The 12,787-nt window shown below is 59.8% G+C and carries 13 protein-coding genes; 6 read left to right on the forward strand and 7 right to left on the reverse strand.

Annotation, left to right across the window (positions count from 1 at the left end; genetic code table 11):
- Positions 1-3 precede the first annotated feature (3 nt).
- The 5 genes from AB4P94_RS07735 to gcvH all read left to right on the forward strand — a co-directional run bounded on the left by AB4P94_RS07735 (position 4) and on the right by gcvH (position 5,905).
- Complete coding sequence (locus AB4P94_RS07735; RefSeq protein ID WP_395611308.1) at positions 4-1,221, forward strand: 2-octaprenyl-3-methyl-6-methoxy-1,4-benzoquinol hydroxylase; 1,218 nt, start codon at positions 4-6, stop codon at positions 1,219-1,221.
- A 206-nt stretch (positions 1,222-1,427) separates the two neighbouring features.
- Positions 1,428-2,432, forward strand: a complete 1,005-nt coding sequence (locus AB4P94_RS07740; protein WP_395610063.1) for an extracellular solute-binding protein — start codon at positions 1,428-1,430, stop codon at positions 2,430-2,432.
- Positions 2,433-2,613: 181 nt separating this feature from the next.
- A complete protein-coding gene (locus tag AB4P94_RS07745; RefSeq protein WP_395610064.1) occupies positions 2,614-4,230 on the forward strand; it encodes an ABC transporter permease in 1,617 nt (538 codons plus the stop codon).
- A gap of 155 nt (positions 4,231-4,385) precedes the next feature.
- The gene (gene gcvT / locus AB4P94_RS07750) at positions 4,386-5,468 is read left to right on the forward strand and encodes a glycine cleavage system aminomethyltransferase GcvT (protein WP_395610065.1); all 1,083 of its coding nucleotides are present in this window, start codon (positions 4,386-4,388) and stop codon (positions 5,466-5,468) included.
- 53 nt (positions 5,469-5,521) lie between these two features.
- Entirely contained in the window at positions 5,522-5,905 is a 384-nt protein-coding gene (gene gcvH, locus AB4P94_RS07755; protein WP_178919960.1) for a glycine cleavage system protein GcvH, read from the forward strand.
- A 69-nt stretch (positions 5,906-5,974) separates the two neighbouring features.
- Here gcvH and AB4P94_RS07760 read toward each other — a convergent pair whose 3' ends face one another.
- From AB4P94_RS07760 to AB4P94_RS07790, 7 genes are all read right to left on the reverse strand, one after another.
- A complete protein-coding gene (locus tag AB4P94_RS07760; protein WP_395610066.1) occupies positions 5,975-7,117 on the reverse strand; it encodes a DegT/DnrJ/EryC1/StrS family aminotransferase in 1,143 nt (380 codons plus the stop codon).
- A gap of 158 nt (positions 7,118-7,275) precedes the next feature.
- Positions 7,276-7,941, reverse strand: a complete 666-nt coding sequence (locus AB4P94_RS07765) for an outer membrane protein (protein ID WP_395610067.1) — start codon at positions 7,939-7,941, stop codon at positions 7,276-7,278.
- A 178-nt stretch (positions 7,942-8,119) separates the two neighbouring features.
- Positions 8,120-8,434, reverse strand: coding sequence for a DUF2388 domain-containing protein (locus AB4P94_RS07770; RefSeq protein WP_021492636.1), 315 nt, complete (start codon positions 8,432-8,434; stop codon positions 8,120-8,122).
- A 68-nt stretch (positions 8,435-8,502) separates the two neighbouring features.
- On the reverse strand, positions 8,503-8,949 hold the full coding sequence (locus AB4P94_RS07775; protein WP_395610068.1) for an NfeD family protein: 447 nt from the start codon (positions 8,947-8,949) through the stop codon (positions 8,503-8,505).
- A gap of 10 nt (positions 8,950-8,959) precedes the next feature.
- Complete coding sequence (locus tag AB4P94_RS07780; RefSeq protein WP_065902324.1) at positions 8,960-9,880, reverse strand: SPFH domain-containing protein; 921 nt, start codon at positions 9,878-9,880, stop codon at positions 8,960-8,962.
- A 77-nt stretch (positions 9,881-9,957) separates the two neighbouring features.
- Positions 9,958-11,649, reverse strand: a complete 1,692-nt coding sequence (locus AB4P94_RS07785) for a GspE/PulE family protein (RefSeq protein WP_395610069.1) — start codon at positions 11,647-11,649, stop codon at positions 9,958-9,960.
- An 83-nt stretch (positions 11,650-11,732) separates the two neighbouring features.
- Positions 11,733-12,071: a hypothetical protein gene (locus AB4P94_RS07790; RefSeq protein ID WP_395610070.1), complete on the reverse strand. Its 339-nt coding sequence runs from the start codon at positions 12,069-12,071 to the stop codon at positions 11,733-11,735.
- Positions 12,072-12,198: 127 nt separating this feature from the next.
- On the opposite strand from AB4P94_RS07790, the gene AB4P94_RS07795 reads away from it, so the two are divergent.
- Positions 12,199-12,669, forward strand: a complete 471-nt coding sequence (locus tag AB4P94_RS07795; protein ID WP_395610071.1) for an Lrp/AsnC family transcriptional regulator — start codon at positions 12,199-12,201, stop codon at positions 12,667-12,669.
- Positions 12,670-12,787 lie beyond the last annotated feature (118 nt).

Below are 12,787 nucleotides of genomic sequence, written 5' to 3' on the forward strand. Positions count from 1 at the left end.
GACATGCGCGCAGATGTGCTGATTGTCGGGGCCGGAATGGTCGGAAGCGCCCTGGCGCTGGCGTTGCAGGGCAGTGGCCTGCAAGTAGTGTTGCTGGACGGCAGCCCGTTGAGCGTCAAACCGTTCGACCGTGACTCGGCTTTCGAGCCCCGCGTGAGTGCCTTGTCGGCCGCCAGCCAGCGCATCCTTGAACGCCTTGGCGTGTGGGACGGCATCATCGAACGGCGCGCCAGCCCTTACGGCGAAATGCAGGTGTGGGACGGCAGCGGCACCGGGCAGATTCACTTCTCGGCCGCCAGCGTGCATGCCGAAGTGCTTGGGCATATCGTCGAGAACCGCGTGGTTCAGGACGCCTTGCTCGACCGCCTGCACGACTGTGATTTGGGCTTGTTGGCCAATGCGCGGCTGGAACAGATGCGCCGCTCCGGCGATGACTGGCTGCTGACGCTTGCGGATGGCCGCACATTGCGCGCGCCGTTGGTGGTGGCTGCCGATGGCGCCAACTCCGCCGTGCGCCGCCTGACCGGCACCGCGACCCGCGAATGGGATTACCTGCACAACGCCATCGTCACCAGCGTGCGCAGCAGCCAAGCGCACCAGCGCACAGCGTGGCAGCGCTTTACCGACACCGGCCCGCTGGCGTTTTTGCCGCTGGCGCGGGACGGGCAAGAGGATTGGTGTTCGATCGTATGGTCAACCACGCCGGCTGAATCTGAACGCTTGATGGCGCTGGACGATGAAAACTTCTGCCGTGAGCTGGAGCGCGCCTTTGAAGGGCGGCTGGGTAAGCTGGTGAGTGCTGACCCGCGCGTCTGCGTGCCTCTGCGCCAGCGCCACGCCAAACGCTACGTGGCCGAAGGCCTGGCGTTGATCGGCGATGCGGCGCATGTGATCCACCCGCTGGCGGGGCAGGGCGTGAACCTGGGTTTTCTCGACGCGGCGACATTGGCTGAAGTGCTGTTGGCGGCCACTGAACGCGGCGAACGCCTGGCGGATGTGAAAGTGCTGAGCCGCTACGAGCGTCGCCGCATGCCGCACAACCTCGCCTTGATGGCGGCCATGGAAGGGTTTGAGCGCTTGTTCCAGGCCGACCAACTGCCGCTGCGCTGGCTACGCAACGCCGGCTTGAAGATCGTCGACCAGATGCCCGAAGCCAAGGCTGTATTCGTACGCCAAGCCCTCGGCCTGACCGGCGACCTCCCGGACCTCGCCAAACCCTGAACTGTGGGAGCGGGCTTGCTCGCGAAGGCGGAGTGTCAGTCAATACATGAGTGACTGATAGATCGCTTTCGCGAGCAAGCCCGCTCCCACAGGGGAAATTTTTTGCCTGACACGCTGATGTGCAACATCTCGTAACGCCTCCACCAAGCGCCACCAAATGTGAGTCCTTATCATTTGCGCTCCTTCGTTCACGAGAGACCGCACCCATGTCGGCACCCAAGCGCCTTCTGACTGCCCTGGCACTCACCCTCATCGGCAGCACCACCGCACAGGCAGCCGACGAAGTGGTGGTCTACTCCTCGCGCATCGACGAACTGATCAAGCCGGTGTTCGACGCCTACACTCAAAAGACCGGCGTGCAGGTGAAGTTCATCACCGACAAGGAAGCCCCGCTGATGCAACGCATCAAGGCCGAGGGCGAAAATGCTACTGCCGACCTGTTGCTGACCGTCGACGCCGGCAACCTCTGGCAGGCTGAGCAGATGGGCATCCTGCAACCGTTCACCTCTGACGTGATCGACAAGAACATTCCCCTGCAATACCGCTCCTCAAAGCACGCCTGGACGGGCCTGAGCCTGCGCGCACGAACCATCGCCTATTCCACCGCGCGGGTAAAACCGGGCGACCTGACCACCTATGAAGCCCTGGCCGACAAGCAGTGGGAAGGCCGCCTGTGCCTGCGCACGGCGAAAAAGGTCTACAACCAGTCGTTGACCGCCACCCTGATCGAAACCCATGGCGCGGCCAAGACCGAAGAAATCGTCAAGGGTTGGGTCAACAACCTGTCCACTGACGTGTTCTCCGATGACGTGGCCGTGCTTGAAGCCATCAACGCCGGGCAGTGCGACGTGGGCATCGTCAACACGTACTACTACGGCCGCCTGCACAAGCAGAAGCCGGACCTGGCAGTGAAGCTGTTCTGGCCGAACCAGGGCGACCGTGGTGTGCACGTGAACCTTTCGGGCATCGGCCTGACCAAAAACGCGCCGCACCCGCAAGCCGCCAAGGCCCTGGTGGAGTGGATGACCACGCCTGAGGCGCAGAAGATCTTTGCCGATGTGAACCAGGAATTCCCGGCCAACCCGGCGGTTCCACCGTCGGCGGAAGTGGCGACTTGGGGCAAGTTCGTGGCCGATACCTTGCCGGTGGAAGTGGCGGGCAAGCGCCAGGCTGAGGCGATTCGGTTGATGGATCGCGCTGGCTGGAACTGAAAACGCCACAGTTCCAAATATGTGAACTGGCTTGTGTGGGAGCTGGCTTGCCTGCGATAGCATCACCTGAGTATCACTGATACTCCGAGGTGTCTGCATCGCAGCGGTGCGGCGACCCGACAAGCCAGCTCCCACATTGGTTTGTGGTGACTTCAAGATAACCTTTCACGAGAACACTCCCTTGGCCCACCCCGCCCAACGCCGCTGGTACCTGCCGGTGTTCACCGTCGCCGCCCTGGTGCTGCTGCCGCTGAGCGTGCTGTTGCTGTCGTGGCAAAGCATTGATGCACAAATCTGGTCCCACCTCTGGGAAACCCAGATGCCGCGCTTGCTGGGGAACACCCTGACCTTGGTGCTGGGCGTTGGCGTGGGTGTGACCGTGTTGGGCGTCAGCCTGGCCTGGCTTACCAGCCTCTGCGAATTCCCCGGCAGGCGCTGGCTCGATTGGGCACTGATGCTGCCCTTCGCCATCCCGGCCTACGTACTGGCCTTTGTATTTGTCGGCTTGCTGGACTTCTCCGGCCCCGCGCAAACCCTGCTGCGTGAATGGTTCGGCACGGGGTTGCGCTTGCCGCGTGTGCGCTCCACCAGCGGCGTGATCATCGTGTTGGTGTTGGTGTTCTATCCCTACGTTTACTTGCTGGCGCGCACTGCGTTTCTGGCCCAAGGCAAAGGCTTGATGGAGGCGGCTCGCGTGCTGGGTCAATCGCCCTGGCAAGCGTTCTGGCGCGTGGCGCTGCCGATGGCACGGCCTGCGATTGGCGCCGGGGTGGCCTTGGCCTTGATGGAGACGCTGGCAGATTTCGGCGCGGTCTCGGTGTTCAACTTCGACACCTTTACCACCGCGATCTACAAGACCTGGTACGGTTTTTTCAGCTTGTCGAGTGCGGCGCAGTTGGCCAGCCTGTTGCTGCTGGTGGTGATGCTGGTGCTGTACGGCGAACGACGCGCCCGGGGAGCCAGCCGGCCGAGCAACGAGCGTCCACGGGGCAAAGCGCTGTATCACTTACGTGGGTTTAAAGCAGCGGCAGCCAGTAGTTGGTGTGGCTTGGTGTTCGCCTGCGCCTTTGTCATTCCAATGTTGCAACTGGTCGCGTGGTTCTGGCAGCGAGGTCGTTTCGACTGGGATGAGCGTTATTCAGGCCTGATCGTCCATACCCTCTACCTGGGCGGCATTGCGGCGCTGATCACGGTCAGCGTGGCGCTGATATTGGCCTTTGCCAATCGCTTGGCCCCGACCCGGGTAATCCGCTCCGGTATCAGCCTGGCCAATGTGGGCTACGCGCTACCGGGCTCGGTGTTGGCGGTGTCGATCATGTTGGCGTTCAGCTATCTGGACCGTGAACTGGTGGTGCCTCTGTCGGGCTGGCTGGGAGGCGCGGGCAAGCCACTGTTGCTGGGCAGCTTGTCGGCGTTGGTGCTGGCCTATCTGGTGCGTTTTCTGGCGGTCGCCTACGGGCCGTTGGAAAACAGCCTGGCGCGAATCCGGCCTTCATTACCGGAAGCGGCGCGCAGCCTCGGGGTGAGCGGGCCGCGACTGTTTTGCAAAGTGTATCTGCCACTATTGTTGCCCGGAACGCTGAGCGCGGCGTTGCTGGTGTTCGTTGATGTGCTCAAGGAAATGCCCGCAACCCTGCTGATGCGCCCGTTTGGCTGGGACACCCTGGCGGTACGCATCTTCGAAATGACCAGTGAGGGTGAATGGGCGCGGGCCTCGTTGCCGGCTCTGACCCTCGTGCTGGTCGGCCTGCTGCCGGTGATCGGCCTGATCCGGCGCTCTGCACGGCAAATCGGTTAGGTGCCAGTCCTACGGCTTGCGGCTACAATGCGCGGCATTCGGTGCGCTTCGTCTTTCGGAGCGGGTCGCTAAACGTGGCTGCAAGCCTTGTAATTCAAGGCTTGAGCGCGAACAGCAGCTCCGCGCACCTTCGCCAAGCCCGGAAGGAGAAACCCATGGGACAGCGTACGCCTCTGTATGACCTGCATCTCGCCCTAGGCGCGAAAATGGTCGATTTTGGCGGTTGGGATATGCCTCTGCACTACGGCTCGCAAGTTGAAGAGCACCATCAGGTGCGACGCGACTGCGGGGTGTTTGATGTATCCCATATGACCGTGATCGATGTCACAGGCCTTCAGGCCAAGGAATGGCTCCAGCACCTGCTGGCCAATGATGTGGATCGTTTGCACGGCTGCGGCCGTGCGCTTTACAGCGCCATGCTCAACGAGCAGGGCGGCGTGGTGGACGACATGATCGTCTACCGCACAGAAAGCGGTTACCGGTTGGTGGTTAACGCCTCTACCCGTGACCAGGATATGGCTTGGATGCAGGCGCAACTCGGCAGTTACTCGGTGCAGCTGCATGAGCGGCCCGAGTTGGCCATGCTTGCCATTCAGGGCCCCCACGCCCGGCAAAAAATCGCCGAACTGGTCACGCAATCGCGCGGCACCCTGATCCATCAGCTCAAGCCCTTCGAGGGCCAGGCCGACGGCGACTGGTTTATCGCCCGCACGGGTTACACCGGTGAAGACGGCCTGGAAATCGTGCTGCCTGCCGATCAGGCGCCGGGCTTTTTCAACGACCTGGTGGGTGCCGGTATTTCACCTATCGGCCTCGGTGCCCGCGATACCTTGCGTCTCGAAGCCGGCATGAACCTCTATGGCCAGGACATCCATCAGGATGTTTCGCCGCTCGCGGCCAATATGGCCTGGAGCATTGCCTGGGAGCCCGCAGAGCGCAATTTCATCGGCCGCACCGCGCTGGAAGCGGAAAAAGCCGCGGGTGTGCAGTTCAAACTGGTCGGGCTGGTACTGGAGGAACGTGGGGTTTTACGCGCTCACCAGGTGGTTCGTATCGCCAATGTTGGCGAAGGGGAGATCACCAGTGGTAGTTTCTCTCCTACGCTGAGCAAATCCATTGCCCTGGCACGCGTACCGACGGCCACCGCCGATCGGGCCGAAGTGGAAATTCGCGGCAAGTGGTACCCGGTTCGAGTGGTCAAACCGACCTTCGTGCGCCATGGCAAAACGTTGATCTAACCTATTTCCGGCAGGCCAAAGGCCGCTGACATTTTTTCTTGAGGACACAGACTATGAGCGATATCCCTGCCGACCTGCGTTTTGCCGAGAGTCACGAATGGGCCCGTCTGGAAGCTGACGGCACCGTGACCGTCGGTATCTCCGACCATGCCCAGGAAGCCTTGGGTGATGTGGTGTTTGTTGAGTTGACTGAAGTCGGTAACGTGTTTGCTGCTGCCGATCAGGCGGGTGTGGTTGAGTCGGTGAAAGCTGCGTCGGATATCTACTCGCCGATTGCTGGCGAAGTGATCGCGGTGAACGAGGCCCTGAGCGGCGAGCCTGAGCTGTTGAACTCCGACCCGTACGGCGCCTGGATCTTCAAGCTCAAGCCAAGCAACCCGGCTGACCTGGAAAAACTGCTGGATGCCGCCGGCTACAAAGCCGCCATCGGCGAATAAGCGCAGATAGCTGAAACAGCACAAACCAATGTGGGAGCAGGCAAGCCAGCTCCCACAATTGATTGGGGTTTACTCCGGTTTCAGCACGGCTTTTACGGCTGCTACCGACCGCTCCACATCGGCCTCCGTCATCGCCGTGAACATCGGCAAAGACACGATCAAACGCCCAACTTTCTCCGCCACCGGGAACATGCCTTCCTTGAACCCTTGCGCCTTATACAGGCTCAGCAGGTGGATTGGGGGGTAGTGATAGCCAATGCCCACGCCGTGGGCTTGCATCTGCTCCATGAACGTGGCGCGAGCCTGCAGACCATCCTGACGCTCCGGCAGCACCAGCTGGAACAGGTGCCAGTTGCTGTTTTCGAAGTCCGCCGGTGGTAGTTGTGCACCGTATTGCTCTTCAAAGTCACTGCCGAAGCATTTGAAGTAGTGGCGTGCCAGGTTCTGACGGTGTGCGGTGATCTTCTCGATATGAGCGAACTGGCCCAAACCTATGGCTGCGGCGATATCGGTCATGTTGAACTTGCCGCCCAACACATCCACATCCAGCCCGTCGAAACCGGTGCGGGTAACGCCCTGCAGGCGATATTTTTCGGCCAGGCGTGCTTCTTCGGCGTTGTTCAACACCAGGCAACCGCCCTCGGACGATGTAATGTTCTTGTTGGCCTGGAAGCTGAACGACACGAAGTCACCGGTAGCGCCAATGCGCTCGCCGTCCCAGCTGGAGCCCAGTGCCTGGGCGGCGTCCTCGACGATGCGCAGGTTGTACTTGTTGGCCAGTGCGTACAGCATCGGCATATCCAGAGGCAGGCCTGCCAGGTAAACCGGGATGATCGCCTTGGTGCGTGGCGTGATGGCAGCTTCCACCTGGGCCAGGTCGATATTGCGGGTGACAGGGTCGATATCGGCAAACACCGGAGTGGCGCCCACTTCCAGAATTACGTTGGCCGTGGCGACCCAGGAAATCGGCGTGGTGATGACTTCATCGCCAGGCCCGATACCGGCGATGCGCAGTGCGATCTCCATGGTGCAGGTGCCGGAGTTGAAGGTACGCACCGGACGGCCGCCAAAGTACTCCGACAACTGTGCTTCAAATGCCTGCACTTTCGGCCCGCTGGTGATCCAGCCCGAGCGCAATACATCGCCGACCGCCGAGATGGTGGCCTCATCAATGGTAGGTTTGGAAAACGGCAGAAAGGGCAGTTGGCTCATGACGACGAAGGCATCCGTTTCAGATAGGCGATGAGTGTTAAATGTATCAGTACCGCATGGTTGCACGGTTCGACTGAATATAGCCTGTCATGCGTGAACGAATCGTCGTGTTGCTGGCAAAAAAATGCCGCTTTATCAGCGGCACTGTTTGCGGTGTGTCAGAAGGCAAGGCGTGCTTCAAGAAATACGTTCTGCTCCTTGAGTTTGCCTTTGAGCTGCTCGTCACGGGCGTTTATCCGGTTGGCGAAAGTGTTATAGCCGGTTTCGACTTTGCCCATGTCCACATAGCGCCAGCCGGTCCCCAGTGTGAGTTTCTCGCTGACTTTGGCATCCAGCCCCAAGCCAACGCTGTAGGCGAAGTTGTACTGGGTATTGCCGGCGAACTGGCGAGCAGGATTGCCCTGATAACCCTCGGCATCAATTTTCGCTACGCCCAGCCCGGCCATGCCGTAAAACGACAACCAATCGTTGATCGGGATATTTTTGTAACCGTTGAGCATCAAGCGCTGGCTGTCGACTTCAAGGCGATTGACGTTGGCATTGAAGGGTGCCCAGCGAGAGTCGAACGTCGAGCTGCTGCGCGTGGTGTATTCACCCTCCAGGCGCCAGCCATCGGTAAAGGCGTACCCCAAGGCAAATGAACCCGTGAAGGTTTTGCTGCTGTCAGGAGCCTCCACTTGCTGGGTGACACGAGGGCTGGTCAGCAAGGCGCTGGACAGATTTTGGCGAGCGCTGTTGAGTTTCGCCGACCCGTACCAGCCTTCTGCCTGGGCACTGGAAATGGTGAAGGCCGAGAGGAACAGCGTGTATGCAAGCTTTTGCATGAGGGCTGATTCGCTTTATGAAAAAGGAATCTTTAGCTTGTGGCCTGGTACTTGGGGTGCTCGACAGGACTTATCCGCAAACGGCTGGATAAAGCGGGAAATTGATCAAGCGAATGTCGACGAGGGTTGTAGGAAAGGCGTAAAAAAGCCGCTGTAAAAGCGGCTTTTCATGCTGTTGTTATTCAGCAACAGCATTTTTCGCGAGGATTGCGTTGGCCAGCTCCATGTCCGTGGCTTGCAGGCCAGGGTTGTCGGCGCGGACTTTCTGCATGGCAGCTTCCAGGTAAGGGCCGCGGATGCCGCCGTCGCTGGCAACAAAGCTGCCGGCGTCGTCTTGTGCGGCGACCACAAGCTTATGGTCCTTGAAAGTCAGGTACGTCGAGCCGGTAGTGGCGCCCGACGAGATGACATTGCGCCAGAAGCTGTCGGCCATGGCTGAACCGACAGGTAGGGAAAGCACAGCGAGGGTTGCGACAGCATATTTGAGACGCATGATGGGTGACTCCGGGTGGGTTATCTGTACTTTATGATTGTAGTTACCCCAATCGAGTTCAATCCTGACTAAACAGTTTCAACCTGCAAAATCACCCCGTTTTGCCCAATTACCCGCACTTGAGCGCCTACGGGGCTCTCCGGGCCGGTCACCATCCATACGCCATCACCGACCTTTATTTTCCCTCGACCTTCGACAATGGCCTGATGCACCACAAAGGTGCGCCCGATCAGCTCTGAGCCACGCATGTTCAGCCCGGGCTGGTCGCTGACCTTCGCGCTGCTGCGCTGGCGCTTCCACCAGTACACCGCCGTCAGGATCGACAACACCGCGAACAGCAGCAGTTGCCATTCCAGCCCGAGCGGGGGTACCAGAAACTTGATGACGCCCACGGCGGCTGCGGCGATCCCCATCCACAACAGATAACCACCGGCGCCAAATACCTCAAGAATCAGCAGCACCGTACCCAGTGCCAGCCAGTCCCAGAACGACAGATGCTGCAGGAATTCCCACATGGCGACTGCCTCAGCCTTTCTTGCTGTCGAAGGTTGCCTTGACGATCTCACCGATCCCGCCGACGGCACCAATCACCTGGCTGGCTTCCAGCGGCATCAGGATGACTTTGCTGTTGTTGGCCGACGCCAGCTTGCCCAGGGCATCAATGTATTTTTGTGCGACGAAGTAATTCACCGCCTGTACGTTACCCGACGCAATCGCCTCGGAAACCACCTGCGTGGCGCGCGCTTCTGCTTCAGCTTGACGCTCACGGGCTTCCGATTCGAGGAAAGCCGCCTGACGGCTGCCTTCGGCTTCAAGAATCTGTGCCTGCTTCTTGCCTTCGGCGGTCAGGATTGCCGACGCCCGCAGGCCTTCGGCTTCAAGGATTTGTGCACGCTTGATCCGCTCGGCCTTCATCTGGCCGGACATGGCCGCCATCAGGTCGGCGGGCGGGCTGATGTCCTTGATCTCGATACGGGTGATCTTGATGCCCCACGGCGCCGTGGCTTCATCCACGGTCTTCAACAGTTTTTCATTGATGCCGTCGCGCTGGCTCAACATGGCATCCAGCTCCATCGAGCCCAGCACGGTACGAATATTGGTTTGCAGCAGGTTGCGGATGGCGTGCTCGAGGTTGTTCACCTCATAGGCCGCCTGGGCCGTGTTGACCACCTGGAAAAAGCACACGGCGTCGATCTGCACGGTCGCGTTGTCGGCGGTGATCACTTCCTGGGGCGGAATATCCAGAACGCTTTCCATCACGTTGATCTTGCGACCGATGCGGTCCATGACCGGAATGATGATATTGAGGCCGGGCTTGAGGGTGTTGGTGTAGCGGCCGAAACGCTCGACAGTCCACTGGTAGCCCTGCGGCACCACCTTGAAGCCCATGAACAGGATGGCCACGGCCAAGCCCACGAAAAGAAGCAGTACGGTTCCGATCTGCATTGCGATTCCCTATCTGATGATGTCAGTGAAACGACGTTCGGCCGATTGTAGCGGCCTGGTCACCGATAAGAACGGTTTCATGGCCCAACAATCAAAGGATTTGTTTCTGAATCCCCGGGAGTCATCCGTAATACCTCTGTCAGGGTCGTCAGCCCGGCGTTCACTTTGTGCATACCGGCCATTCTCAGGCTGCACATGCCTTGATTCAGCGCAGCCCGACGCAGCGGCTGGATATCTGTGCCGGGAATGATCAGAGCCTTGAGCGCCTCGTCCATCACCATGATTTCGTAGAGCCCTGCGCGGCCTCGGTAGCCACTGTCGCGACATTCAATACAGCCAGCGGCTTCGTACACGTTCACGTGCTCACCCGTTGCACGTTTGCAGTGGGGGCACAACAGGCGTACCAAGCGCTGAGCCATCACCCCTATCAGCGTAGCTTTGATCAAATAATGAGCAATCCCAAACTCCTGCAAGCGGCTGATCGCCCCGGGGGCGTCGTTTGTGTGCAAGGTCGACAGCACCAGGTGCCCGGTCAGCGCGGCCTGGATCGCCATTTCTGCGGTTTGCTGGTCGCGGATCTCGCCGATCATGATGATGTCCGGGTCCTGGCGCAGCAATGCGCGGATGCCGCTTGCGAAGGTCAGGTCGATGTTGTGCTGCACTTGCATCTGGTTGAACGCAGGCTCGACCATTTCGATGGGGTCTTCGACTGTGCACAGGTTCACCTCCCGGGTCGCCAGTTGCTTGAGCGTGGTGTAAAGGGTGCTGGTTTTGCCGGAGCCGGTAGGGCCGGTGACAAGAATGATGCCGTTGGCCTGACGGGTCATGGCTTGCCAGCGTTGCTGGTCGTCGGGGGACAAACCAAGCTGCTCGAAATCCTTGAGCAGCACCTGCGGGTCGAAAATCCGCATCACCAGTTTCTCGCCAAACGCCGTCGGCAGGGTTGAAAGGCGTAGCTCCACTTCGGCGCCCGCAGGGCTTTTGGTCTTCACCCGGCCGTCCTGGGGTTTGCGTTTTTCCGCCACGTTCATGCGGCCGAGGCTTTTCAGGCGGCTGACCACTGCCAGCGTAACCTGAGGCGGAAACTGGTAGACATCGTGCAGCAGCCCGTCGATGCGAAAACGCACTCGGCCTTGATCGCGACAGGGTTCGATATGGATATCGCTGGCCCGTTGGTCGAAGGCGTACTGCAGCAACCAATCAACGATGTTGATGATGTGAGCGTCATCGGCATCCGGCTCCTTGTCGCCGGAGCCGAGGTTGAGCAGATCGGAATGGCCGGGCGCGGCACCCTTCTGGTCTGCGCCGCTGACTGACTTGGCCAGCCGGTAGAACTCATCGATACAGCGCCGGATGTCCAGTGGGTTGGCGACGACCCGTTTGATAGAGCGCTTGAGCACCTGCGCCAGGCCCGCCTCCCAGCCTGTGACGTAGGGCTGCGCACTGGCGATGGTGACGGTCTGTGAATCCACGGCGACCGCCAGGATGGCGTGGCGATGTGCGAACGCGTGGGACATAAGGGGCACAACCGTCGCCACGTCGATCTTCAAAGGGTCGATCCGCAAATAAGGTTGCCCCGCATGCCGGGCGAGCCATTGAGTCAGCGTTTCCAGGCAAACACCTTCAGCCGCAATGCATTCCAGAGGATGTTGAGTGGAGGGAGCCGCCGATAACCTTTGCGCCACACCTGCCGGAATCAGCCCTTGCGTGACGAGCGTGGGCAGCAATTGCTGCAGGTTCAATGGATGATCTTTCAAGGCGGCGGACATGACTGTTTTCCGGGAAAAAATAGGGCGTAACCCCAAGCTAGCCAGCCCTTCAGATTCTTCCTCCCGGCGTGTATTGCAGGCTTTTACCGAGAGGCCGCCATCACCGGCTCAGGCCGCGCAGATTCAGCCGGCCACAGGTCCAGCGAGCAGACGCTGATCAGGTTTCGAATCTTTTCACCGATCACTTGGGCGCGATGCCAGCTCAGGCCGGCCATCACGATTTCGATGGTCAGCAGGTCATCGTCGCGCATCACACTGACCTGCTGTGGCGTCAAAAACTGCAATGCGAAAAAGTTGAGCACCCGGCACAGCACGTCCGGCTCCGCTTCGGCGACGATCCGGTAATGCGCCTGGCAATGGGCGCTGGTGACGGCCCACGCATCGACGCGGGTGACGGGCAAGGTGGTTTCGACGGCGTGCATGCGGGCTCTCCAGATTTGACTGGAGAAATTTTTACATCTTGCATGGGAGATTTCTTTTCTGAATTGACGTTAACTGGCCAGTAATTTAGAAAATCAATTCAAGATAATCACTCTAAAAGGTAATTCTATGCACGGCGAGTTGGACACTTATGATCGCCGAATCCTGGCCTTGTTGCAGGAAGACGCTTCGCTCTCCAGCGCACAGATCGCAGAGCAGGTTGGCCTGTCACAGTCGCCCTGCTGGCGGCGTATCCAGCGGCTCAAGGAGGAGGGTGTGATCCGCGGGCAGGTCACCTTGCTGGATCGCAAAAAGATCGGCCTCAACACGCAGATTTTCGCCGAGGTGAAACTCAACGCCCACGGGCGTTCCAACTTCACCGAGTTCACCGACGCGATTCGCGGTTTTCCGGAAGTGCTGGAATGTTATGTGCTGATGGGCGCGGTGGACTTTTTGCTGCGTATCGTGACTTCGGATATCGAGGCGTACGAGCGGTTTTTCTTTGAGAAGTTGTCGATGGTGCCGGGGATTCAGGAAGTGAACTCGATTGTGGCCTTGTCGGAGATCAAGTCCACCACCAGCCTGCCGGTGTTGCGCTGACAGGGATGGCCTCATCGCGGCGGTGCGACGATTCGACAAGCCCGGCCCCCACATTTGACTGCATTCCAGAGTTGGAACTCGGTCAAAGTGGGAGCGGGCTTGTCGAATCGTCGCACCG

Source organism: Pseudomonas sp. B22129, assembly GCF_044218875.1.
GTDB lineage: Bacteria > Pseudomonadota > Gammaproteobacteria > Pseudomonadales > Pseudomonadaceae > Aquipseudomonas.